The organism is Adhaeribacter sp. (assembly GCF_057359045.1).
Genome location: NZ_JBMQUD010000039.1, coordinates 1 through 25,476, shown reverse-complemented (window position 1 = coordinate 25,476; position 25,476 = coordinate 1). Strand labels below are relative to the sequence as shown.

At 43.0% G+C, this 25,476-nt stretch carries 21 protein-coding genes; 13 read left to right on the top strand and 8 right to left on the bottom strand.

All coding sequences use genetic code 11. From position 1 onward, the window contains the following. The 4 genes from ACO1R6_RS06635 to ACO1R6_RS06620 all read right to left on the bottom strand — a co-directional run bounded on the left by ACO1R6_RS06635 (position 1) and on the right by ACO1R6_RS06620 (position 4,089). Positions 1-807: a HEAT repeat domain-containing protein gene (locus tag ACO1R6_RS06635; RefSeq protein ID WP_486263255.1), complete on the bottom strand. Its 807-nt coding sequence runs from the start codon at positions 805-807 to the stop codon at positions 1-3. Further along, positions 807-1,343: an RNA polymerase sigma factor gene (locus tag ACO1R6_RS06630; protein WP_486263291.1), complete on the bottom strand. Its 537-nt coding sequence runs from the start codon at positions 1,341-1,343 to the stop codon at positions 807-809. The genes ACO1R6_RS06635 and ACO1R6_RS06630 overlap by 1 nt, the downstream gene beginning before the upstream one ends. Positions 1,344-1,674: 331 nt before the next feature. Next, the gene (locus tag ACO1R6_RS06625; protein WP_486263253.1) at positions 1,675-2,049 is read right to left on the bottom strand and encodes a DUF3140 domain-containing protein; all 375 of its coding nucleotides are present in this window, start codon (positions 2,047-2,049) and stop codon (positions 1,675-1,677) included. Positions 2,050-2,238: 189 nt separating this feature from the next. After that, positions 2,239-4,089 (bottom strand): T9SS type B sorting domain-containing protein, encoded by a 1,851-nt coding sequence (locus ACO1R6_RS06620; RefSeq protein WP_486263251.1) that lies wholly within the window; start codon positions 4,087-4,089, stop codon positions 2,239-2,241. Positions 4,090-4,573: 484 nt separating this feature from the next. On the opposite strand from ACO1R6_RS06620, the gene ACO1R6_RS06615 reads away from it, so the two are divergent. Continuing rightward, the gene (locus ACO1R6_RS06615) at positions 4,574-7,390 is read left to right on the top strand and encodes a DUF7948 domain-containing protein (RefSeq protein ID WP_486263249.1); all 2,817 of its coding nucleotides are present in this window, start codon (positions 4,574-4,576) and stop codon (positions 7,388-7,390) included. An 8-nt stretch (positions 7,391-7,398) separates the two neighbouring features. Here the strand turns inward: ACO1R6_RS06615 and ACO1R6_RS06610 are convergent, their stop codons facing one another. Beyond that, complete coding sequence (locus ACO1R6_RS06610; RefSeq protein ID WP_486263248.1) at positions 7,399-8,301, bottom strand: bestrophin family protein; 903 nt, start codon at positions 8,299-8,301, stop codon at positions 7,399-7,401. A 442-nt stretch (positions 8,302-8,743) separates the two neighbouring features. On the opposite strand from ACO1R6_RS06610, the gene ACO1R6_RS06605 reads away from it, so the two are divergent. From ACO1R6_RS06605 to ACO1R6_RS06595, 3 genes are read left to right on the top strand one after another with little or no spacing between them, the layout of a single operon-like run. After that, complete coding sequence (locus ACO1R6_RS06605; protein WP_486263246.1) at positions 8,744-8,965, top strand: CDGSH iron-sulfur domain-containing protein; 222 nt, start codon at positions 8,744-8,746, stop codon at positions 8,963-8,965. 31 nt (positions 8,966-8,996) lie between these two features. Further along, positions 8,997-9,830 (top strand): MOSC domain-containing protein, encoded by an 834-nt coding sequence (locus tag ACO1R6_RS06600; protein ID WP_486263245.1) that lies wholly within the window; start codon positions 8,997-8,999, stop codon positions 9,828-9,830. A 17-nt stretch (positions 9,831-9,847) separates the two neighbouring features. Further along, complete coding sequence (locus ACO1R6_RS06595) at positions 9,848-10,339, top strand: GNAT family N-acetyltransferase (RefSeq protein ID WP_486263244.1); 492 nt, start codon at positions 9,848-9,850, stop codon at positions 10,337-10,339. 97 nt (positions 10,340-10,436) lie between these two features. Here ACO1R6_RS06595 and ACO1R6_RS06590 read toward each other — a convergent pair whose 3' ends face one another. Continuing rightward, on the bottom strand, positions 10,437-10,946 hold the full coding sequence (locus ACO1R6_RS06590; RefSeq protein ID WP_486263243.1) for a DUF2062 domain-containing protein: 510 nt from the start codon (positions 10,944-10,946) through the stop codon (positions 10,437-10,439). Between the two features lie 494 nt (positions 10,947-11,440). Here ACO1R6_RS06590 and ACO1R6_RS06585 point away from each other — a divergent pair, with 494 nt between their 5' ends. Both ACO1R6_RS06585 and ACO1R6_RS06580 read left to right on the top strand, forming a co-directional pair. Further along, the gene (locus ACO1R6_RS06585; protein ID WP_486263242.1) at positions 11,441-12,160 is read left to right on the top strand and encodes a peptidylprolyl isomerase; all 720 of its coding nucleotides are present in this window, start codon (positions 11,441-11,443) and stop codon (positions 12,158-12,160) included. A gap of 117 nt (positions 12,161-12,277) precedes the next feature. Beyond that, positions 12,278-13,255, top strand: a complete 978-nt coding sequence (locus ACO1R6_RS06580; RefSeq protein WP_486263241.1) for a YpdA family putative bacillithiol disulfide reductase — start codon at positions 12,278-12,280, stop codon at positions 13,253-13,255. A gap of 258 nt (positions 13,256-13,513) precedes the next feature. On the opposite strand, the gene ACO1R6_RS06575 is transcribed toward ACO1R6_RS06580, so the two are convergent. Both ACO1R6_RS06575 and ACO1R6_RS06570 read right to left on the bottom strand, forming a co-directional pair. After that, positions 13,514-16,603 (bottom strand): right-handed parallel beta-helix repeat-containing protein, encoded by a 3,090-nt coding sequence (locus tag ACO1R6_RS06575; RefSeq protein WP_486263240.1) that lies wholly within the window; start codon positions 16,601-16,603, stop codon positions 13,514-13,516. 587 nt (positions 16,604-17,190) lie between these two features. Continuing rightward, positions 17,191-18,294, bottom strand: coding sequence for a glycosyltransferase family 61 protein (locus ACO1R6_RS06570; protein ID WP_486263238.1), 1,104 nt, complete (start codon positions 18,292-18,294; stop codon positions 17,191-17,193). Positions 18,295-18,502: 208 nt separating this feature from the next. Here ACO1R6_RS06570 and pseB point away from each other — a divergent pair, with 208 nt between their 5' ends. From pseB to ACO1R6_RS06535, 7 genes are all read left to right on the top strand, one after another. Beyond that, the gene (gene pseB, locus ACO1R6_RS06565; RefSeq protein ID WP_486263236.1) at positions 18,503-19,525 is read left to right on the top strand and encodes a UDP-N-acetylglucosamine 4,6-dehydratase (inverting); all 1,023 of its coding nucleotides are present in this window, start codon (positions 18,503-18,505) and stop codon (positions 19,523-19,525) included. Between the two features lie 168 nt (positions 19,526-19,693). Continuing rightward, positions 19,694-20,881 (top strand): UDP-4-amino-4,6-dideoxy-N-acetyl-beta-L-altrosamine transaminase, encoded by a 1,188-nt coding sequence (gene pseC, locus ACO1R6_RS06560; protein WP_486263234.1) that lies wholly within the window; start codon positions 19,694-19,696, stop codon positions 20,879-20,881. Beyond that, on the top strand, positions 20,857-21,738 hold the full coding sequence (locus ACO1R6_RS06555) for an aldo/keto reductase (RefSeq protein ID WP_486263232.1): 882 nt from the start codon (positions 20,857-20,859) through the stop codon (positions 21,736-21,738). Before pseC ends, ACO1R6_RS06555 begins: the two co-directional genes overlap by 25 nt. Further along, positions 21,738-22,514 (top strand): SDR family NAD(P)-dependent oxidoreductase, encoded by a 777-nt coding sequence (locus tag ACO1R6_RS06550; RefSeq protein ID WP_486263230.1) that lies wholly within the window; start codon positions 21,738-21,740, stop codon positions 22,512-22,514. Before ACO1R6_RS06555 ends, ACO1R6_RS06550 begins: the two co-directional genes overlap by 1 nt. Then, positions 22,508-23,347: a cytidylyltransferase domain-containing protein gene (locus ACO1R6_RS06545; protein WP_486263228.1), complete on the top strand. Its 840-nt coding sequence runs from the start codon at positions 22,508-22,510 to the stop codon at positions 23,345-23,347. Before ACO1R6_RS06550 ends, ACO1R6_RS06545 begins: the two co-directional genes overlap by 7 nt. Positions 23,348-23,351: 4 nt before the next feature. Next, on the top strand, positions 23,352-24,860 hold the full coding sequence (gene pseG, locus ACO1R6_RS06540) for a UDP-2,4-diacetamido-2,4,6-trideoxy-beta-L-altropyranose hydrolase (protein ID WP_486263226.1): 1,509 nt from the start codon (positions 23,352-23,354) through the stop codon (positions 24,858-24,860). Beyond that, positions 24,847-25,476: N-acetylneuraminate synthase family protein (locus tag ACO1R6_RS06535; protein ID WP_486263225.1), on the top strand; the 630-nt coding region annotated here is incomplete at its 3' end. The genes pseG and ACO1R6_RS06535, both read left to right, overlap by 14 nt.

Below are 25,476 nucleotides of genomic sequence, written 5' to 3'. Positions count from 1 at the left end.
TCATATTAATATTTCCAGGCTTTGGCGCACTTTGGTTTTTACGGCATCGTTCAGGTCTTTCTTTTGCAATAGCTGTTTAAGCGCTTGCACCGAAGTTTTTTCCTGCATGGCCACCATTACATCGGCCAGGGCCAGTTGCACCAGCGGCGAATCTTGTTTTGCAATGGCATTTACCAGCCCTTCGCGGGCCACCGGATTTTCAGCGTGTTGGTACAGGGCTTCAATAGCGGCTAAGCGCACATTCACGCTGGGATCGTAGTTCAGGGTTTGGAGCAAAGATTTAATTACTTTATCATCAGCCAATTCCATGCCGTTGGTCAGGTTAACGGCTTTTAGTCTTTCGGTAGCCGTGGGCTGCTCAAGTAAGGTCAGCATCATCATTTTTTTCATTTGCTGCATTTCGGTGGTTAAGGCCAATAATTTTTCATCGTCGGTGTTTTTCATCGGCCGGAACTGTAACCCGAGCAAAACTCCTAAGGCCATTAAAATTAAGCCGTATGCTAACCGGCCAAAACTAAATTCGCGCTGCAGGCTGCTAAGCAATTCGGTTATAAAATTGTTTAACCAGTGTTTTTGTTGGCTCTTTCTTTTTTCTTCGGCCAGCATCTGGTAAAAATTGCTCCGCATTTTTTCCGATGGTTCTGGCACCGGAGCAGCCGTTAGTAGGGTATTAAATCTGGCAAATTCATTTAGCTGGCTAGGCTCTATATGTCCTTCATGTATGGCTTTTTCCAAAGCCTGTTTTTCGTTTTCCGATTGATTTCCCAGCAGGTAAGCGTCTACCAACTTTTCGTATTTCTCCTCCATTAGGCTATTTCTCTTCTTTCTAATTTTAAGTAAATGGCTTTTAATTCGTCGAGCGCCCGAAAGGCTCTTACTTTAATAGCTCCTTCCGAGCAGTTAAACAGCTCAGCAATTTCTTTATATTTTAATCCTTGAAAACGGCTCAAAACCAACACCTCTCGTTTTTCTACTTCTAAGCAGTTTAATGCCGTCTGCAACAAATGCATTTCCTCGTTATGCCTGGTTTGCTCCTCGGGGTTATAATCGTCCCGGAGCTTATTTTCCAGGCTGGTATAATCATCGGCAAAGCCCAGGCGCTTGTTTTTGCGATAAAAATCGGCATGTACATTCCGGGCCAGGTGGTACATCCAGGTTTTAAATTCGCCTTCGCCGGTATAAGTGTGCTTATATTTTAACATCCGCAAAAAAACATTCTGCACCAAGTCTTCGCTTGCTTCGCACTGCCCCGTTAACCGGTAAAAAAAGCTGTACAAAGCCCGGTGGTACCGCTCAAACAGTAAGCCCAGGCGGTCGCTATCGCCGGCTTTAACTTTTAGCATCAAGGCATTATCGGTGGCTGCTTCCAAGCGAGGTGTATGGTTTTAATATTTAAAGCGATTAGGGGAACCAGGCTTCAGGCGATTAGTTACAGAAAAATAAATATATTTTTTCAGAATAACCGGATATTTACTGATAATTAATTGGTTATGAATATCTTAAAGCGAATTATTTAAAAAGTTTAGCCAGAATAGTGCAGGATAATATTTTAAAGGAAAGGAGGAATGAGCAGGATGTTAGTAAAAAATAAAGCCGCTACATGGTGGCGGCTTTATCTCATATTAGCAGTTTTAGGTATTATTGTTTACGGTAGTACTAAGATATTTCAAAGCATCAGTTTTCCAGCACTTTTAAAGGGTCGTGGCCCAGATTCATGAGCGCGTAGCGCCACGCCGAAATGGGCATGTTGTCGGTAGGTTGGTGCTTGTAAAGCTGGTTAATATGATTGGTGATTTTCTCCAGGCACTCGTAATCGCCTTTGGTAAGCATAAACTTACGTTTGAGTAAAATCTTGATCAGCTTTTTCGAAAACTTTTTATCTATAATTAATTCCGATTCGGGATTATCGCCCGCCGGTATTTGGGCCGTTTTGGTTTCCAGCCATTTTTCGAGTTCCAGCGGCGACATGTTGACCAAAGTCTTAAACTCCAGGTAAATATCTTCGCGGGTTTTAACAACAGTTCTGGAAAATTTAAGTAAATGAAGCATAACAAAAGTAAATTTTTATCATTCAGAAAAACTATATCTGGATTAAGTACCTGATTTATACTTTGTTTTACTTCTGCTATGCTATTTTGTTCGGTTTATATAGATATTTTTTTATATAAATTTTAAGATGCCTTTAATGCAATAATTTTAGTAAAATTACTGCTCCATATTGTATTGCTTAAATAAATTTTACCGGACTTTGGTAACGGTGCCTTTAAACTCTTTGTCGGAATATTTTACAACGTAATAATAAATACCGTCGCTTACATTTTTGCCGTCCCATTTAAAGTTGCGTTCAGCGGTTTCGTACACCAGTTTGCCCCAGCGGTTATAAATTTTTATACCCGCAAAAACACTTTCGCAAAAATCGGGTGGTAAGGTAGGTAGCTGAAAATAATCGTTCAGGCCATCGTTATTGGGCGTAAAAATATTGGCTGGGTTAAATACCGGAATTTCGCCTAAGCCCAGGGGGTTAATTTCGATGGTAGTGGTGTGAGTCACCGGTTTATCACATTTAGTAGTTACTACGCTAAAATCGATGATATAAGACTCCTGGTCCAGCGTAGTGCAATCCATGCGCCAGCTAAACGGGCTGCTTACCTGGCCTTTGCCCGATTTATTCTGAAAACTAATGGCGTGTTTACTTATATCAAAATTCTTACCCGTTATAGTTAAAGTCATGTCATCGTCGTCGGTATCTAAGCCCAACACATCAAAAGAAACTAAATCATTCAGGTAAGCCTGGAGCAAATTTGTGGTAGCGGTAGTCCGGACAGTAGGCGGAACATCGGGGGCCGGCACAAAAATTACCGATACCCGCACCGTATCTTTTTTAGGTAAACTGCAACCGTTATCCGAAACAATAAAATCTACGACGTAAGGTTTGCCTTGCGAATCGAGACAAGGTTTAAAACAGGCGGTGGTTACCATGGTATCGGGCTGGCCGTTCCGGTTAACAATGCCGCTACTTACGCTTAAGAGTTGGTCGGTTAAAGTAAAATTTACGCCTTTTGCTTCTATTTTCAAAGCTGAATTCGGTTCAACATCGGTCAGGTAAAAATTCAGGCATTTGCTTTCGTTGCCATAAATGGTAAGCACCTCTCCTTCCTGATAAAAGGTGCGGGCATCAGCGGTTTTCATTTTAATGCCCGGTTGCTCGTTGCGGGGGCAGTTTAAAACCATTAATTGGTAATCTCGCCGTACTTCGCCAATTTTAACTTTGTTCCGGTATTCTGAGCAAAGCACCGAGAACACAAACAAGCCTAGTTGCGATGGCCTTACCGTTAACAACCCGGTTTTGGCATTTACCGAAAGGCTGGGGCTACCCGGAATTTGATTGGCGGTATTTACCCCCGGAACCCAGCTAACCAATGAATACGGTGCCGAAGCCGCAACGGGTGCCGGGTTATTTTGCCGGCTGCTGCCGTTTAACGGGGTGGCCATTTCGTAAACCAAAGAATCGCTGTCGGGGTCTTTGCCGCTGAAGTCAAACGTAAACAGTTCGTTTAAGCAGGCATAATCACTAACCGCCGATATTAGTTCGGGCGAGGAATTGCGGAAAGCCTGACCATTTTTTACAACTGCCGGAAACTCGAGGTAAAACGTTTGCCCGGCTGCACCCGGATTGGTAATATTGGTGATTACGCCGTTACGGCAACATCTTTCCCAAACCAAATAGTACCCGTTCTGGTTGTTAAATACATTGTCGGGTAAGTTAATATTTTGGGTATATACAATACGGTCGGTGCTGAGTGAGGAACTGGTGCAGGCCACCGAAGTATACACCACCGGAAAAGTACGGGGGTTAGACATATTAAAATTGCCCATCCGGCGGTTAGTACCTTTTTCAAAAATACTGGCCGTTATAAACGGGTCGATCGCCCCCGGGTTACCATAAATTTTATCAAAATACATGTTAAGGGTTACCTGATAAGTAGACCCGGTTAAATATTTAAGATTAAATTCGCCGCCTACAATGTGGGTAGCATAGGTAATCCGAAAAGATAGTAACAATAAAAAAATAAGTAAAAGTTTTTTCATTCGGGTAGGTAAATAAATTTACTTTAGCGTCTGGGTAGCTGCCGGCAAACTGCTTTTCGAGCTATTATTTATTTAGCTGGTTGGTACCCCTTGGTAAATTCTCAACGGAAAATTAACCTTAACTAAGATAAGATATTTCAGAAATATTAGCAAGGCACAAATAATTCAGATATATAATACTGGCTTTTAGATAAATACATAATTGAATTTAAATAAATAGGTTAAAAGTTTTGTTTAATGGCTTACCGCTTAATTGCCGGATAAAATATTATATTGTAACCAGTTACAAACCGCATTTTTAATTTTAACTAAATACTTTTAAAACGGCAGCTTCTCTCTTTTAATTTTTTAAATCTGCTCCAAATTTTAGAAAATTATTTAACCATTTTGAGCCAAAAAATTTACGCTTAGATTTAATATAAATTTAGTAATATACTATCCCGAATAATTCTACTCCTTTAAAGCTGATGAAATTGCTAACAATATGCGCCATTTAGTTTATCTTTTGTTTTTTTGGCTGAGCCTGGTTAAAGTTTGGGCCCATGCCCCAGAAAGCAGCTTTACAACCGAGTTTATCCAGAACAGTGGTCAATGGGACGAAAAAGCATTGTTTACCGCCACCTTACCGCAGGGCTGGCTGTTTCTGGAAAAAGCAGGATTTACTTATAATTTTCTAGAAAAAGATTATTTTGATACCGAAGCCGACGAAACCGAAAATAAGAAAAATGTTTACCGTGGGCACGGCTTGCGGGTGCAGTTGATAAATGCCAACCCGCAAACCAAAATTTCGGGCCAGCAAAAACTTTCCGGCTTACGCAATTATTTTATTGGCAACAACCCGGCACAGTGGGCAAAGGCGGTACCAGCTTACGGCGAAATATTATATTCAGGGATTTTTCCGGGAATAAACCTACGGCTTTATACCGCCAAAAAGGGTTTAAAATACGATTACGTAGTAGCAGCCGGGGCCAATATTGATCACATTAAAATGAAATACGAAGGTGCCCAGAAACTTACCTTACAAAATGGGCGACTTTATATTAAAACCTCGTTAAGCGAAATAATAGAAGAAAAACCTTTTGCTTACCAGGAAATAGCCGGCGAACGCAAAGAAGTGGGTTGCGAATTTACCTTACAAGCTGGTACTTTAGGTTTTAAAATTACCGGTAACCACCGCCCCGATTTACCTTTAATTATTGATCCGGAATTAATATTTATGACTTACGCCGGGGCCAATGCCGGCTTGTCGGCTAATTGTGCCACCGCCGATGCAGCCGGTAATACTTATATTTCCAGCCGCACCATGGGTCCGTTTTACCCGGTAAGTACCGGGGCTTACCAAACGGTTAGACGCGGAAATAACACAGGTATTTCAAAGCTAAATGAACAGGGAACCGGCTTGCTATATGCTACTTACCTAGGTGGCTCGGGCGTGAACAACGACGAATATCCGTTAGCCTTAGTGGTTAACCGGCAAAACGAGTTATATATTTTGGGCCATACCACTGCCGAAGATTTCCCGACGACCGGCTCGGCCTACGACCGCAGCTACAACGGTAACCGCGATTATTTTATAGCCCGGTTATCAGCTAATGGCACCGCTTTGCTGGCCTCAACTTATCTGGGTGGTGCGGGCCCAGAAGGCGGTACCATTGGGAGCATCCCGGCCCAATTAGCCCTAGACGATGCGGGTAATATATTTGTGGGCGGTTGTACCATGTCTAATGATTTTCGGATTGTAAACGGCTTTCAGACAACGAAAAAAAATGGTTACGACGGCTTAGTGGCCAAATTAAACAATAATTTAACCAACTTACTGTGGTCGTCGTTTATTGGGGGCAATTCCGAAGATTTAATTTACGACCTTAAAATTGGGGTTACCGGTAAAATTTACCTGGGTGGCAGTTCTTTTAGCTCGGATTTCCCGGTTACTCCAGGTACAATTCAAACCAACTTGGCCGGTAACCGCGACGGATTTATTGCCATTATTTCGGCGAATGGCACCCAGCTCGAGATGGCTACTTTCCTGGGTACACCCCAGGCCGATTTTGTAAAACACCTGCAATTAGACAAAACCGAAAATGTATATGCTACCGGCTATACTGCCGGCTCTTACCCCATAACCACCGGAACGTACGGTACGCCCAATGCTTCGGGCGGATATTTTATTCATAAACTTTCCCCAACTTTAAATACAACAATCTTTTCCACGCATTTGGGTGCCAACGGCAATATACTTAAAGTGCCTACGGCTTTCCGGGTAAATACTTGCGAAACCATTTACCTGGCCGGGTACGCTTTAAATGTGTCGCCGCTTACCGCCGATGCCCAAGAGCGAAACCGTAAAACCATGTATGTGTGCCAGCTAAGCAAAGATGCCAAACAGCTTATTTACGGCAGTTATTTAGGCGGCACCGATGTTCAAACCCATATTCACCAGGCCAATAACAGTTTAATTACGGAGGGCGGTACCCTGCACCAGATAGAATGTACTTATTCGTCTAATCAGCCGGTTACGCCGGGGGCTTACGATCCTACTTATTTTAGTTCGCCGGATGCCGCTATTATTAAATACCAGTTTTCGCCTTATATCTCTAATCAAATAATTGCCCGGGCCGATACCCCGCCACCTTCCTGTGCTCCGTATAATGTGCAGTTTAAGAATACTTCTGAAAATGGTGTTACTTATTCCTGGAACTTTGGCGATGGCAGCCCTCCTTCTACGGAAGCGAATCCCAGCCACACGTACCAGAAACCAGGTAATTACCAGGTAACATTGGCGGCTAATAACTCCACCAGTTGTATAACCCAGGCTACAACCACTCTTACCGTTACAGTAGCGGCTCCTCCGGCCCCCAGTTTAGCAAGGCAGTCGCAATATTTATGTAGCCAGACAGTTGTTTTAAATGCGGGTAATCCGGGCTATAATTATTTATGGTCAACGGGGTCGACGGAACAAAGCATTACCGTTACCCAACCCGGTACTTACGCGGTAGCTTTAACTTTAGGCAATTGCACCCTAACCGACAGCGTAACCGTAGCGGCGGCGCTGCCGGCCTTAGAAGTGCCCAATATTTTTACGCCCAACAAAGATGGTAAAAACGATTTTTTTGTAATCCAAAACAGTGGCCCCAATACTGAATTGCAGGTATATAACCGGTGGGGCAAGCTGGTGTACGAAAATAAGAATTACCTGAATAATTGGGATGGCAGCAATCTTACCCAGGGTACGTATTATTATTTTATCCGGAGCGCCAGCAATTGTACCACCAAAAAAGGCTGGTTAGAAATAAATGAGTAACTGCATTATTACAAAATAACTCCCTTGCTGAAATCTTTGGCTTTGGGGAAATTTTTATCGCCCCATTGTTCTTTCACGTTGGTTTCGATGGTAAGGCACAGCGCGGTTAAAGGCACATCTTCGAGGCGGTTTTCAAAAGGATCCTCGGCCCGTTCGCCTACCAAGTCTAAGCACAAGAACACAAAAGAAATAATGACCGATATAGGCATACTGGCCCAGCCTATTTCTTCTACAAAAACAAAAGGTAGCAACGAGGCATGAATAAAAACAAATACCCGCGAAAAGAAACTGTACTGCCGCGGGAAAGGGGTATTTTTGATGCGCTCACTCCGGCCTTGCACATTGTTAAATTCTACCAGGGTTTCTTCTAACTTGGCAAACCTATAATCCGAAAGCCAGCCATGGTCGTAAGCCCGGCGCAAATCCTCGCCCTGCATTTCGATTAAATAATTAGGCGGATTGTTTTTGTGGCAAAAAACTTTGTATTCATTATTACCCAGAAACGATATGGTATCGGTGTATTCGTTCGTTTCGGCAAATATTTCTTCCTGGTTGTTTTCGTTATAAGCAAGTGGTCTTCTTAAAAATACCCGGAGGGCATGCACAAAAGCAATATGGCGGTAAACCATGCGGTATTGTAATTCTTTCACGGCTTCGGCTTCGGTGGGGTCAGTCGGAATAATCATGGTAATTACCTGGCGGGTCCAGGCGCGGCTATAATTTACCAGCGTGCCCCAAATCTGGCGGGCTTCCCACCACCTATCGTACGCATTGTTATTTTTAAAACCTAAAAATATAGCCAGGGCGGTACTCAGAGCGGTAATGGTGCTAAAGGGTAAATGCAGTTTTAAAACGCCGTAATAATCGTGCAGCAGAAAAACCAAAATGGCGAGCATTATATAATATAACATGCTCTTCCAGGTATAAAAGAACACGACGCTCCATTTTAAATCTCTTTGAATTAACATAGTTTTTTACAGATTAGTAAGCCTTTAACTCATCCGGTTAGAAATTGTTTTAGCTGGCGCAAAACGCTTAAAAATTTGTATTTGCCTTTCTCCAACAGAAATTTAAACAGCCCCTTATTTATACTAACTCTCAAGAGCCACTAAGAGCCTCTCAGCAAAGCCGGATTAATAATTTATTTTGTAGCACAAAGCCGCTCTAAAATGAGTATAATATTCGAGGTTGAAATAGACAATATTTTTAGAGCCTGTTTAGATAAATCCTATCTATAAATTCAGCTACTGGCCGGCATTTCTTTTACAAGGCTGTTTTATTTTGGAATTAAAACCTGGGGTATACAAAAAAACTGGTGGGGGTTTTTAACTTTGCAGACCTAAACAAAACAATATGGCAACTAAAATAACGGTTAATGATAACGGTTCGCTTAAAATAGAAGGCGATTTTGAAGTTTTTGATAAGCATGGCAATGCTTATGGGTTAGGCGGACGGACCTTGGTTTCGATGTGCCGGTGCGGTATGTCTAAAAATAAACCTTTCTGCGATGGTTCCCACAAAGGTCATTTTGAGCACAATGCCGAAGCCTTTGATTTACCGCCCAAAAAAGTATAAGTAAACGGCTTAAAACGGTTGTAGGTTAGTTATGCTGCCAGCTTTAACTTTAAGTGAAATACTGATTTATCCCATTAAATCCTTGGGTGGCATTTCGGTGCCGGCCGCCCAGGTAGAATTGCGGGGTTTGCAGCACGACCGCCGTTGGTTGCTGGTAGATGAGCATAACCAGTTTTTAACCCAGCGAAGTTTTGCACCGATGGCCTTGCTGCAGGTGCAACTACAACCCTACGGGCTTTTGGTAACGCATAAAACCCAAAATCTGCTCCCACTGCAGGTTCCTTTTTTGCCCACTACCAGCCACTCTTTGCAGGTACAAATATGGGACGATACCGTTGAAGCAATAGAAGTTTCGGAAGAAGCGAATAAATGGTTTACTGAAATTTTAGGTCGGTTTTGCCGGTTGGTGTATATGCCCGATAATGCCCAACGGCAAGCCGATTTAGACTATGCGGAACCCGGAGAATTGGTCAGTTTTGCCGATAGCTTTCCTATATTATTAATTGGAGACGCTTCTTTAGCAGATCTGAATCATCGGTTGGAGCAACCCGTGCCCATGAACCGGTTCCGGCCGAATTTAGTATTTACCGGCGGCGAACCGTTTGTAGAAGATACCTGGCAGCAATTTACAGTTGGCGACGTTCATTTTAAAGGAGTAAAGCCATCGGCGCGTTGCGTTTTAACTACCATCGATCAGGATACAGCCCAGAAAGGTCCGGAACCGCTGCGCACCTTAGCTACCTACCGTACCCCAGCCGGTAAAAACAAAGTTTTGTTCGGGCAAAATGTTATACCGATAAATCTAGGGGCAGAAATTAAAATCGGTGACAATATTGTGGTGCAACAAACAAATGTGCCGGCTTAAGTTAAGCCATTAACCCCATGTATACTTTCCAAATTAAACAAGTTGGCCCGGAACAAATACCGGATATTCAGGAAATAATTTCGGAGACCTGGGAACCCGCTTACCGCGATATTTTAGCGCCGGAGCAAATCCGTTACATGGAAAATGAAATTTATAATACGGCGGCTTTACAAGCGCAAATAGCGGCTAACCAGATTTTTTTTATTTTATATGTTAACCAGGCACCCGCTGGGTTTGCCTCCTACTCCCCTTTGCCCAACTATACCTTTAAACTAAATAAACTCTACGTGAAGCCCAGCTACCAGGGTCAGGGGTTTGGTGGTTTTTTGGTGCGGCACGTAGAACAGGAAGCACGCCTTAACGGTGGCCAAAAGTTAATTTTAAATGTAAATCGCTTTAACGCTGCCCGGCTTAGATATGAACGCTTAGGTTTTGCTGTAATTGCCGAAGAAGATATTCCGATTGGCCCTTATTGGATGAATGATTTTATAATGGCCAAAAACCTTTAGGTTATAAGCTTTAGAGTAAAAATAGATGCAGTAAGTGCTTTTGGTTTAGATTGATAGAATCTTCCTTCTACTTAAAGCAACATTTTAGAATATCCGGCTAATCTACCTCTATCGTATTATCAGAATCTTTTATGGGTGTCCGCACATACTTGTTAAAAACCGGCAGCATTAAGTAATAAATAATGGTAGTAAGCGGTAAACTGAACAGCAACCACGCCGCTACCCCTAATAAATTGGCCAACCACAATTTTTTAAGCGTTTTTAACCAGTCCTGCCGGAACAAAGTCAGCATTTCGTCGATAGTTATCTTAAATTCTTCGGCACCGAAAATATAAATACCGGCTTTAATATATGGCAAGTACAACAACAAGTGCAGGGGTGCCGCCAAATAACAAATCAGCAACAAAGCCGGAATATTTAATTTAAACCGAATCCCCAACAAAGTACAAAGCAACGTAGCCAACCCAAACAGCGGCATGATGCCCACCATAAACCCCAAAGCTACGGTTAAAGCCAGCTTATGTGGGGTAATACCCATGGTAAGCAAGGCCAGCAAGGGATTTATTATTTTTCGACGGAAATATTTGTGGGGTCGGGAGTTTTTCACTTAAATGAGCCGGAACAAATTACTTTACCTTAAATCTGGTAATAATTACCGGCCTCTACAAAGGTATAAAACCGTTTAACTTCATCCTAACGAAAGATACAAATAGGTATATTTCTTGTTTACTGAATTTATTATATATTAATATTTTACCGTAAACCATACTTAATGTATTTATAAATTTTACCTAATTTTAATTTACAACCAAACTTATATTCAATCTCATTACCAAATTATATAGCCGCTCTTGCCTGGTGCTTTTATCGATAATAAATAAAATTTAGGCTAATCAATAGGCGCTGATAACACCACCCCTGGCGCACATACTTCTTTTCAGGCTTTTAAACTATCTGCTTTCCGGTAAAATGCTTACCAGTAGCTTTACCTATTTTATTCTAGATTTTCTGATGGGAAATTTTTCCGATTACCATTTATCTGGCCAGGCCCAACAGATTACCTCCCTAATTTGTATCTTTGGGTAAAAAATCAGGTAAACCATGCGGGGCAAAAACTATTTTTTTAATTTTTTATTTCTTTCTCTATTTTCCTTTTTATTCACTTTTTGCCAGGAGAAAAAAAAAGCTGGTGATATTAAGCTGCTCACCAACGAAAACGTGCGCGAAGAACTTTTAAAGTTTGGCCGCGAAAACCCGGAAACAGTAGTATTGATTAAAACCGGAATGGGCAATATTAAATTAAAATTATATCCGGAAACGACATTGCACCGGGCTAATTTTATACGGTTAGCTAAAATGGGTTATTACAACGGCACTGTTTTTCACCGGGTAATAAAAGGGCACATGGTGCAAGGCGGCGATTCGCGCACCGAGAAAATGAAAATTGGTGAATACGGGGTACCTACCGAAGTAAATCCGGATTTTGTGCACGTGCGCGGGGCAGTGGCCATGGCCCGTTACGACGATGAATTTAACCCGACCAAAGCTTCTTCGGCCGATAATTTTTACATGGTACAGGGTTCGCCGGTTTCAGAAAATGAACTACAGGAAGTAAGCAAACGCTACGGCATTACTTACACACCGGCCCAAATTAAAAACTACTTAACCAACGGCGGCGTACCTACCCTCGACACAAAATACACCGTTTTTGGCGAAGTGCTGGAAGGCATGGACGTGGTAGATAAAATTGCCCGCGTTCCCGTAGATACCCAGGATTGGCCCAGCCAGGAAATTTACATGACCGTAGAAGTATTGGAGTAAAAGATTACTACCCGGTAGAGATTACCGAAATATTTATAAGTAGCCCGGCTCTGGATTTAGGTTTATGCTAATAACATTTAGTAATAGAGCAACTACTGGTTTTAAGAGAGAATTATTTTGAGCGATATAATAGATATATTAATTGTAGGAGCCGGTCCTATTGGTTTAGCCTGTGGCATTGCCGCCCAGGAAGCTAATTTAAGTCATGTAATTATTGAGAAGGGTTGTTTGGTTAATTCGCTGTACAATTACCCGCTTAACATGACTTTTTTTTCAACGGCCGACCGGCTGGAAATTGGCGGGCTGCCATTTCCTTCTATCCACGCCAAGCCCAACCGCCCTGAAGCTTTAGAATATTACCGGCGCGTAGCCGATACCAAATGTTTGAATATAAATCTGTTTGAAGAGGTAACTAATATTCAAGCTGCGGGTGATATATATAGCGTCCGGACTTCTAAAAGAGAATATTTGGCGCAGCACGTAATTATTGCGGTAGGCTTTTACGATTTACCCAATTTACTGCGCGTGCCCGGCGAAGATTTGCCCAAAGTAAAACATTATTATTTTGACCCACATTTTTATTACCGCCAGAAGGTGCTGGTAATTGGCGCCAACAACTCAGCGGCCGATGTGGCCCTGGAAACCTGGCGTAAGGGAGCCGACGTGACGCTGGTAGTGCGGGAGCCCGAATTGGGCCGCATAAAATACTGGACCAAACCCGACCTGGAAAACCGGATTCAGGAAGGCTCGATAAAGGCTTACTTTCATTCCTGGGTTACGGCAATTCGCCCCGACGAGGTAGATATTTTAACGCCCGATGGACCAATTACCCTTGCCAACGATTACGTAATGGCCATGACCGGGTACCAGCCTAATTTTAAATTTTTAGAAAAAATTGGCATTCAATTATCACCCGATCAGAAAAGGCATCCATTTTATAATCCCGAAACCATGGAGACCAATTTGCCACAGGTATATTTGGCCGGTGTAATTTGCGGCGGCATGGATACCCATATCTGGTTTATCGAAAACTCCCGCGAACATGCCCGTAAAATATTATATCACATTTTATCAAAACAGCAGGTTTTAAAATAATTTATCGGGTATTTATCAGACCAGACTAAGGCCGTTCTTGTAAGTTAGATTAATAACGTTTAGAATTAATATTTCGGCTAAATAAGGGGGCAAAAAAGAAGGATGTCGCTTAAGTAATCTTTGCTGAAAAAGAAAAGGCTTCTTACCCAATATAAAGGGAAGAAGCCTTTTTGCATTTACAAAACAGATAATTTATTTAAATCTGTTTTGATTTATTATTACAGTTAAATATGTCTTTCGTTCATTTATAGAATAAATTTATTCTACAACAATCTGGCGCTGGGTATTGCCTTTGGGGGTTTGCAGGTTCAGGAAGTAGATTCCTTTTTTCAAACCACTTAAGATAAGCTCTTCGGGGCTGCCGGCTTTTTTAACCCGTATTTTCTTTTTCATCGATGGCTGACCTAAGTTATTAAATAAAGTTACTTCTAATTGGGTGCCGGCAGTTGCATCGGGTACTAGCACCTGTAAAGTTCCGTCGATTACCGGGTTGGGGTAAACCAGAAGCTTACCGGGTTTATCAATAACCGGCATTTGGGGCAAAGCGGTTAATTCGGTTGCCTGGAAATGCAGGTAAAAACGGTTAGCAGTGGTTCCGGCCGGAGCATAAAAGTCGTACGTTACATTAGTGGCCAAATTTAAAATATTGCCGGTTTGCCGGTCTTCTAACTGTATTAAATCCTGGCTGGTAAAATTATTAAACTGATTTACATTCAGCTTAAAATTACCACTTTGTGCTACAATTATTTCTAAAGGAATGCTCAGTTTTTTACCTGGTTCCAAAGTGGGTAAACCATTAATCGCGAGTAAATCGTTACCGGCTTTGGTGTACAAGGCGGCACCATCCTGGTTTTTTTCCGGTATTTTATAAGCATCGTAACGTTCTTCTGCTTTTTCTGTGGCACCCTGCTCAAAATATAAAATGGCGGCATCCTTTTGGTTAGCTCCTTCCATTATCAGTTTCAGCAAAGGCCGGTTCTCGGGTTTGGCGGCAGCTTCTGTTTTTTTGGTCGTCAGTTGTTTAGGGTCGAACTGAAAATCTACAGTACCTTCCTGCACCCGCACAAAGAAACCTTCCATAGCGGAGATCAGGTTAGCCTGCTCGGCAGTACCAATACCATTTACAAAACTTTCGTAGTGGCCATTCGCCGATAAGGTATATAAAGCCGCGCCCATACCCGTTGGTACCTGCACTTGCCGCCAGTCTAAGGAGGATGTGTACGGGTTACCCAATAAATGCCAACCCGCTTTTAAATCGTTTGCACGGGATAAACCACTTACCTTTACCGGTTTATTTTGCAAATTACCTCTGAGCGACATTATACCATCTTCTAAACTGTTAATCCGGAAGCCTTGACCCGCAGCAAGTTTTTGGTTTAGATCATCTGCTTTTAGCCAAATATTCTGGTTTGCGGCTGCATCCGAATTAGCATAAAAATAAATTTCAGGGGTAATCTGATTTTCTTCGACACCAGCTTTGTGTAAAGTAGGCAGGCTTGCATCAGTAAAAGGAGACGCAACTAAACGGTAATTACCGGCTTTAGCCGTAGCGCTTGCCATTGATTTTTGTACTGTAACCGCGCCTATTATTTTGCCTTCCCCCAAGTTCTCGATTAGCACGCCACCCGCCGGGTTGGCAGTTAAAGTTACCTCGTGCCCATTGGTAATTAAATCGCCGTTTAAAACTAATTTATTTTTAACCAGCAAAGGACCTTCCAGCTTTACTCCGGCCGCACCTACCGTAAAGTTTTCAAGGGCTAACGTTTGGGTACTGCCCACTACCTGCTGTTGCTGACCGGTAAAAGCCACTTGGCCACTACCGGAGTTTACCACAGTGCCATTGTTTTTTAAATCGCCGGCAATTTGCAGGTTACCGCTTTTAATTTCCAGGCTGGCGCCTTCGGCCACCGCAATATTACCCACAGCCTGGTCTGAAGTAATAACCGGGGTGTTGGGGGTACCGGCCGGAATAACCACATCGTTGACCGAACTAGGCACTATTTCTTCCCGCCAGTTGGTAGCCATGGCCCATTCTGAAGAAGTTGTACCGGACCAGGTAATCTGGTTTTCGACCGGTGCCGGCACGCCTACGTACCGGGTATCCTCGGTATTTTGGCTGTAAATATTATCCTGAATACTGCCGGAACCAATAGGTGAGTTGCCGCGACCAAAATATTCATCGGCCAGGTTGCTTTGGTCGCCGTCGGTAGCAGCATTGGGGCTGTAAGGTAAATGCCCCCCTTGCAATTGCGTTGCCACATCGCAGTCGGTAATGGTGTTGCCCTGCACAGTCATGTTTTGGCCTTCTACCACAATCCCAAATCCATCGCTGGTACTAACTTGGCGGTAACCGCTTATGGTATTTTGTTTAATTATCACACCTTGCGGCACATCCGGATTATCTGCGGTCCAGCTACGGCGGTATACCGCAATGCCCGCTAAGTCGCGGAGTTCAGTAGCGGCAACTGGCTGGGTTAATGCTACTTGGTTGCCGGTAATTAAAATACTACCGTCGCCGGACTCCTGACCCGAGCCATTGGGTAATTTTATTTCCATACCAAAGCGGCCGTTGTTTAAGACCGTATTACCCGACACCAGGTTGGCCCCGGCCCCACCCGATAAACCTACCAGCGATATGCCAGAATCTTTGTTATTTTCTACAATATTATTAGAAATGGTTACGCCCGATGCCGTCCCATCCTGCAGTTCCAGGCCCGCAACGGTGTTGTACTTAACAATACAATTAGTAATAGTAATATTTTCTTTCCGGCCGTTCCAGATCACAATGCCGCGGGTGCCGTTATACTGGGCATCAATATTTTCTAAATTAACGTGTGCAATGGGTCCGTTTAAGTGAATACCCGCCTCGGCACTGCTGCTGCCGATGTTATAATATACCTGCACCCCTTGTATGGAAAGATGATTGTTCTGGCCCTGCCCATAAATGCCGCTCCCGTTGCCAAAGCGCTGTACCCGCAAATTTTTAATAGTAATGTTTTCTACGCCGGGCGCCAGACTAATACCCCGACCATCCAGATTAGGTGCATCGCCGGTAATAATGGTATGTACAGCGGGGTCGGTGCCAGCGCCGGCTCCCTGTAAGGTAATGCTTTTAGAGATAACTGCTTGTTGATTGTAAGTACCAGGAGCCAGCCAGATAACATCGCCGGGCTCGGCGGCGGCTACCGCATAATTAATAGATGCACAAGGGCTACCCACCGGGCAATTACCCGTATCTGTACCGGCCGACGACACATACCGATTGGTTTGCGCTTCTGCTACCTGCACCCCACCCCACGCCAAAACCATCAGCAATACAGCTTTATACTTAGGTAAAGATTTATTCATAAAATATAATTTGAGCTACTAAACAGAAAATTATTTTAGTGCCACTTAGGAGAGTAACAAAACTTAAATGACAAAATAAAATTAAAGGATAGTTTTAAATTTTAAAAGCATTTATAATATTATTTTTTCAATAACCGTAAAATAGTTATTATATCTGTTTTATAATTATTTTAAATATAATTTTAAAAGTATTATTTATGCTTAAATGAATCAAGCACTCGTAAAGTATATAAAACACCATTAAATTGATTTAAAAGGAATATTTTATTAAAATAAATTTATTATTCGTACTAATAACACAATTATCAAAATTACACTTTACTAATCACATACAAACCTGTTAGCATAATACCAATTATAATATTTATATAAACTTACCAGTATAAATTATATCGAGTCACTTTAAATTATTCAATAATCAGAATGGACGGCAACAAGCTAATTTAATACAACTACATTTCAAAAATTTGGAGTCTCACCCCTATTGTGCAATTATTTATCATGAATAGATAAGCAGTAGATTAGCCGTTCGGCCGTTTAGTAGCTGAATTCACTTAAGTAAATGGGCCGGAAATATTATATAGAAATTAAGCTTTTAAGAATTCCTGGAGTTTTTCAGAAAAGGCTGCCGGATCAATGGTAAAATTTAATTTATTATCGGATGCGGAACCGAGTAGGTAGTGGTAAAAATGCCCCAAAGATTTGGCGGCTAAAAAATAATGCGGTTTTACTACATCGGCGGCCTGTAATTCCAGCACCGCGCAATTTTTAGCAAATAGTATATTGGTAAGTCCGGCACCGTGCGGGGCAATTACGTGCGTAGCGCCGTAAAACAATTGCACCTGCTCCTGGTACGATAAATCTTCGGCGTAAACAATTTTAAAATTATTTTGGGCTAATATCGGCAGCAACTCTCTTTCGTTCTGGAGTTTTCTTTTAGAGGCTTTGCCTCGGCTAATGTACAACCGCGTTGCCGACTGGGTTACATTTAACACGTTGTAGCCCTGCCAGATTTTATTCCGCATAAAATTAATTACCGGTTCTGGCAAATAGCCGCTGTTGTGGTTGGTTATAAACGAGGGCAAGATAAACTGCTCTACGTGCCATTTCTCATTTTTTGAGATATACACCAGCTTAAAGTGGGGCAAATCCTTTAAAATAAATTGCAGCGTTTGCCGCTGAAAATCCGGCAAATCGACGTTTACAATTACCTGAATATTTTGTGTAACCATTTTGGCGAGTAAATACAGGCGCGGCAAGCAATCGAAAAACCAATGAAAATTACTGCTTTGGGCCCAGGGCAAATGTATAATAGAAGTATATACGCCTTTTTTGGAGCGACTCCACATCCAGGCTGGGCTCCGGTAAGCCGGAGAAATACTTAGCCGTAAATGGTCGTAAACCGATTCGGAGATAATTTTATTCTGCCGCACCACTGCTCCCGAATTGCCCAAAAAAGTAACATTGCTTAGTTGGGCCAGGTACATGGGTTTGGGCCGGTACCCCCGCGCATAATCCGGATTAAAATGAAACGATTGCGCACTTAGCTTTAAAAACGCTGCTTCTGGCTCCGAAAATAAAATCACCTCTGGTTCCTGGTACCCGATTTTAGCGTGCCGGTTCAGGTTATCTGGCCAGTAATAATAATTCAGCAACGAAAATAATTTAAAAGCTATTTTTTTTAAAACCATACTGGCTTTGCTATTTAGGCTTAAAAGTAGAACAGATAATTATAAACCAAAAATTTATTCTCTTGAGAGTTGGCGCTTTCTGTTGTACTTACTCCGGCAAACCTCTTATCTTTACCTGATTTTTCGAGAATAAAATATCTACCGGTTAGTTTAAGTTTTACTTAAATAATTTACCGGAAAGTTTAAACCTGTTTTCACGATTTATTTAATGCAGTTAGACCTTAATAATACTTCTATATTGGTTACGGGCGGTACAGGCTCGTTTGGCAAAAGATTTGTAAAAACCATTTTAGAGCGCTACCCGCAGGTAAAGCGGTTGGTTATTTACTCCCGCGACGAGTTAAAGCAGTTCGAAATGGCCCAGCAATTTCCGCAAAGTAAATACAAAGCCATCCGGTTTTTTATTGGCGATGTACGCGATGGAGAACGCCTGCGCCGGGCTTGCGAAAATATTGATGTAATTGTGCATGCGGCAGCTTTAAAGCAAGTACCGGCCGCCGAGTACAACCCCATGGAGTGTATTAAAACAAATATTTTTGGGGCCGAAAACGTAATAAATGCCGCCTTGGATTGCGGGGTAAAAAAGGTGGTAGCCTTGTCTACGGATAAAGCGGCTGCGCCCATAAATTTATACGGCGCTACTAAACTTTGCTCCGATAAATTATTTGTGGCCGCCAACAACATGAAAGGCAGCCGCGATTTAGCTTTTTCGGTGGTGCGCTACGGCAACGTTATTGGCTCGCGGGGCTCGGTGGTGCCTTTTTTCCTGGATAAACGCCACGATGGCATGCTGCCCATTACCCACCCCGACATGACCCGCTTTAATATTTCTTTAGACGAAGGCGTAGATTTGGTTTTGCATGCCCTACAGTTTGCTTGGGGCGGCGAAATATTTGTACCCAAAATTCCTTCTTTTAAAATAACCGATTTAGCCGAAGCCATCGCGCCGCAGGCAAAGCAAGAAGTGGTAGGCATCCGGCCCGGCGAAAAGCTCCACGAAGAAATGATAACCGAAACCGATTCGTTTAGCACCGTAGAACTAGAAAAGTATTACGTTATTTTGCCTGCCACACCTTTCCGCTGGTCTCACGATGAATTTCTGGCAGCCTTCAACGGCCGCAAAGTAGAACCTGGCTTCCGGTATAATTCCCAATCGAACGATTCATGGTTGAACCCCGAACAATTACGGGAATTAATTCGCCTTCACGTTGATCCGGATTTTAGTGTTTAATCAATTTAGTTATTAATTATTTGATATAATGGCCGCAATACAAAAGTTGCGGCCATTTCATTTTCACGCTCCCGGTTAAAGTAAACGGTCAGTCTGTTTATTCCCGTTTAAATTAATTTTACCTTTGCTTCACTAGGCTACCACTAAGTTTAAAATTAAAGTTTACCCATGCATCCCATTCCCTACGGCCGGCAGTTAATTACAGAAGAAGATATACAAGCGGTAACGGCCACCTTGCAATCTGATTTTCTGACGCAAGGGCCCAAAGTAAAAGAATTTGAAACCCGGTTCTCTGAGTACATTGGTAGTAAATATGCGGTAGCGGTGGCAAACGGTACCGCGGCCTTGCATTTGTGTGCACTGGCTTTAGGGGTTAACGAAAATAGCCGGGTTATTACCACTCCTATTACATTTGCGGCCTCGGCTAATTGTGTGCGTTATTGTGGCGGTCAGGTGTGGTTTGCCGATATTGATGCCGAAACGGGTCTGCTGGATATAAATAAAGTACGGGCCTTACTCGAAAGTAAACCCAAAGGTTATTTCACCGGCCTTATTCCGGTTGATTTTGCCGGTTACCCCATTCAACTGGAAGCTTTCCGGGCCCTGGCCGATGAATATGATTTATGGATAATTGAAGATGCCTGCCATGCTCCGGGCGCTGCCTTTATTGATAATACCGGAAAAAGCCAGCGCAGTGGTAACGGCTTGTTTGCCGATTTGGCGATATTTTCTTTTCACCCGGTAAAACACATTGCCACCGGCGAGGGCGGCATGATTACTACCAACAACCCGGAGCTTTACCAAAAATTATTAATGCTCCGGACGCATGGCATTACCAAAGACCCAGGTTTACTACACGAAAACCACGGCGGCTGGTATTACGAAATGCAGGAACTGGGTTATAATTACCGCATGCCCGATATTCTGGCGGCCTTAGGTATTTCGCAACTAAACCGGGCCGATGCCGCTTTAGCCCGGCGCCGGGAATTAGCACAACGCTATGATGCTGCCTTTAAAAACCTGAATGGTCTTCAAATATTAAATCCGCTAGCGAACAAAACAGGTACACCCGAAACTTTTGTTCATGCCTACCACCTGTACGTTATCCTGGTTGATAACCGAAAAAATCTGTATGATTTTTTACAGCAAAATAATATTTTAGCCCAGGTACATTACATTCCGGTACCCCACATGCCTTATTACCGACAATCCGGAACCAACCTGGGCAGTTATCCGCTAGCCGAAGCTTATTATAAACGTTGCCTCAGCTTGCCCCTGTACCCTAGTTTAAGCAACGAGGAGCAGGATTATGTTATCCTTAAAGTAAAAGAATGGCTGGCGCAGGAAATAAAATAGCCCTGGGTACGGTACAGTTTGGCTTACCTTATGGCATTAGCAACCAACGCGGTCAGGTACCACCAACAGAAGTTTGCGCTATTCTGGATTATTGCCAACAACAGAATTTAAATTTTATTGATACGGCAGCCGCTTACGGTACTAGCGAAGAAGTTATAGGCAATTGCTTAGCGGCCCAACCGGCTAATTTTAATATTATTTCTAAACTATCACCCAATAGTCAGCCGGGGCAGGTTGCGGCAATGGTTTCTCAATCGTTACAGCACTTAAAGCAAAAGCGCCTGTACGGCTACTTGTACCACGATTTTAAAACGTACCAGCAATACCCCGCAACTTTAGACGAACTGCTAAAATTAAAAGAAGCCAACCAGATTACTCATATTGGTTTTTCGTTGTATTACCCGCACCAGTTAGAACTATTATTAACAGAAAATATTCCCTGCGACCTGATACAAATACCATTCAATTTGCTCGACCAGCGGTTTGCCTATTTATTTCCTATCTTGGAGAAAAAAAATATTCAGGTGCACGTGCGTTCTGTGTTTTTGCAAGGACTTTTACTCACACCACCAGAAGTAATATCACCCTATTTTAAACCTATATTACCGGTTGTAGAGCAAATCCGGAATATGGGCCTGCAGCATAATATTTCTTTACCCCATTTGGCCTTGGGATTTACTCATTCTTTTTCAGCGGTAAATAAACTGGTAATTGGGGTTACGGGTTTACCCGATTTAATATCTAACCTAGCTTATACTAAATATTTAAAGGTCGTAGAACCCCTGCTACCGGAACTTAAAAGTTTAGGTATTACCGACGAAGCCTTTTTATTACCCTTTAACTGGAAAACAAATTAATGCAGAACCCTTTTTCTTTAGGTGGCAAAGTAATATTAATTACCGGTGGCTACGGCTATCTGGGCCGGGCCATTACGGCTGGTCTGCTGGAAAACGGTGCCCAGGTAGTGGTATTGGGCCGGAGTATAGAAAAATTTAACGCTGCCTTTCCGGCCGTTCCCTCCGAATTATTTTTTCAGGTTGCCGATGTAAGCAGCACCGAATCGGTTAAAGAGGCTTTTGCGCAGGTTTATGATAAATTTGGCCAACTGGATGGGCTAATTAACAACGCCTATTATTCGCAGGGGCAAAATCCGTTGGCTTTAACCGATGCCGAATTTGCCTTAGGCCTCGATGGTAATTTGGGAGCAACGTACCGTTGCATCCGTGAAGTAGTACCTTATATGCAAAACCAACAGGCCGGCCGCATTATTAATGTATCTTCGATGTACGGGATGGTTTCGCCGGATTTTAGCGTGTACCAGGATCATCCTAAGAGTTTAAATCCGCCGCATTACGGAGCCGCCAAAGCGGGTGTTTTGCAACTGACCCGATATTTCGCCTGCTATTTAGGCCAAGATAATATTCTGGTAAATGCGGTTACGCCGGGGCCATTCCCGAGCGAAGCCGTACAGGAAAATATAGGTTTTATTAGAAATCTGGAGAAAAAATCACCTTTGGGCCGCATTGGTAAACCCGAAGATTTAAAAGGCGTTTTTGTTTTACTTTGTTCAGAGTTATCTAATTACATAACCGGGCAAAATTTTGTGGTAGACGGAGGCTGGACGGCATGGTAGAAAATAAAATAGGCTTTATTATTCAGGCTCGATTAAATTCATCGCGGCTGCCCAACAAAGTGTTGCTGCCCCTGCCCTACGGCTCAGACCAAACTTTGCTGGACCAAATAATATTGAGGGCAAAAAAAAGTAGCTTAAACCCCGCGATAATTATTGCCACTTCTACAAACCCCGAAAACGCCGAGCTGGCCAAAACTGCTTTTAAAAACCAGGTGGAATTTTACCAGGGCTCCGAAGAAGATGTATTAGGCCGTTTTTACGAAGCCGCCCAAAAATTTGAATTAGATACCATTGTTCGGCTCACCGCCGATAATCCTTTTATAGATGCCGCGGTTATAGATGCTGCGCTTAACGCCCACCTTACGCAGAACAATAGCTATACCGTTACCACCGGTTTACCTTTAGGCACCAACATAGAAGTTTTTAGTTACGCAGCTTTAAGCCAAGCGCAACAGGCGGCCATTTTGCCGGAGCACCGCGAACACGTAACGCCTTATCTGAAGCAACACCCGGAGTTATTTCGGTTGAACACTTTATCTTTACAAAACCAGGGTTTAGGCGAAGAAAGCTGGCGTTTAACCGTCGATAATCCATCAGATTATGCTTTGGCCAGTTTAATTTATTATCTGCTTTACCCAACCACTTCGGATTTTAGCCTGAAACAAGTGGCAGAACTAATCCAACAGCAGCCCTGGATTTTAGATATTAACCAGCACAACTTTCAAAAAAAAATATTTCCGGATTTAGTTAGTGAATTAAAAGCCGCCATTATCTTATTAACCCAAAACGAATTAAACCGGGCGGCCGCGTTGCTGGCTAAACAATTAAACTAAATTTATGCGCATAATTTTACGCGCCGATGGGAACAGCCAAATTGGATTAGGCCATGTAATGCGTTTACTGGCGCTGGCCGAAATGCTGCAGCCGGACTTTAAACTGTTTTTTGCCGTACAAAACCCCAGTCCGGCCCTAGTTAATTTAATTAAGAACCACAATATTCAGCTAATAGATTTACCAACTACGGCAAATTTTTTAGCCGAAGCCGCCTGGCTAAAACAACACATTTTACAACCTACCGATGTATTGGTTCTGGACGGTTATAATTTTAATACCCCGTACCAGTCCTATATAAAACCGCTCATCGCCAAATTATTTTGCCTCGATGATATTCATATTTTTCCGTTTGTAGCCGATGTGGTTATAAACCCGGCCGGAGGCGTTTTAGCTACCGAGTACCAATTAGCCCCTTCTACCCAACTATACACCGGGCCTGATTATGCTTTGCTGCGGCAACCCTTTTTAGAAGCGGCCGCCAGTAAAAGAAACGTAAAAAAGGTACAGCGCATTTTTATAAACCTGGGTGGTGCCGATCCGCAGAACCACACCTACCAAATATTAACAGAAATTAGCCAGGCTTTACCTAAGCTGCAACTGGAGGTGGTTGTGGGAAGCGCCTACCAGGGATTACCTACTTTACAAAATTTTATAGACCAAAATAAATCGACCAACATAAACCTGCACCAATCTCTAAGTGCCGAGCATATTTGTGCGCTTATGCAAAGCTGCGATGCTGCCATTTGTCCGCCGAGCACAGTTGCTTACGAGTGGTGCTGCATTGGCGGGCTCTTGTTTTTAATCCGTACGGCTGATAACCAGGTAAACCTGGAAAAATTTTTACTAGAGGAAAAACTGGCATTTTCTTATGCACAATTACTTGCAATTCTGTCGCATCCGGCTTTACCAGCTTTAATTAAAACCCAAATAAACAACCAGCACCAATATTTTCATGGGCAAAGCAGGAGTAAATGGCGAACCTTATTTTTTAAACAAGTTCTGCCGCTTTGGCTCCGGCTAAGGCCGGCTACTGAAGCGGATTGCGATATACTTTTTAATTGGATAAACGAACCCGAGGTAAGAAAATTTTCCATCAACCCGGCACCTATTCCGCGTGAGATTCATATAAGTTGGTTCCGGAAAAAGATCCTCGACAAAAATTCGTTTATCTTTATAGCCGAATTGGGAGACGAACCTGTGGGTATGATCCGGTACGATGTAACCGAAAATGAAGCCCTGCTTAGTTATTTGCTGGATATAAATTACCGGGGTAAAGGTTTGGGCACCGCTTTGCTGCAGGCCGGCACCCAGGCGTTTATTGGGGCCGCCACCGGAAAAGCTTTTAAAATAAGTGGATTGGTACAAAAAAATAACCTGGCCTCGATAAAAGCTTTTGAAAGAGCCGGTTTTTACCAGGAGGCTTATACCAATGCCCAGCATCCCAATTTAATAAAATTCAGCCAGAACTTGCCGCAGGGCAACGGAACAGAACATAAGCATGAACGACATTAAGATAGGTGATTTTTTGATTGGACCCGGGCACAAGCCCTTTATTATTGCCGAGATGTCGGGCAACCATAACCAATCATTAGAACGGGCTTTGGCCATTGTAGATGCCGCCGCCGATGCCGGTGCCCACGCCATAAAGTTGCAAACCTACACTGCCGATACCATGACCATGCCAGGCGCTTACACCATTGTGGACCAAGACTCGTTGTGGCAGGGCCGGGAACTATACGATTTGTACCAGGAAGCTTACACCCCCTGGGAATGGCACGCGCCGCTTTTTGAACGCGCCCGGCAAAGGAACATGATCCCCTTTAGCTCACCTTTCGACGAGTCGGCGGTAGATTTCCTGGAAACTTTAAAGGTGCCGGTTTACAAAATAGCCTCTTTCGAAAATACCGATTTACCTTTACTAAAGAAAGTAGCTGCCACAGGCAAACCCGTTATTATGTCTACGGGGGTTGCTACAGCAGCCGATATCGACGAAGGTGTCCGGACATTACGCGCCTGGGGCTGCCAGGAACTAATATTGCTCAAATGCACCAGCACTTACCCGGCTACACCCGAAAATACCCATTTGCGCACCATTCCGCATTTAGCCCAATTATTTGGGGTACAAGTA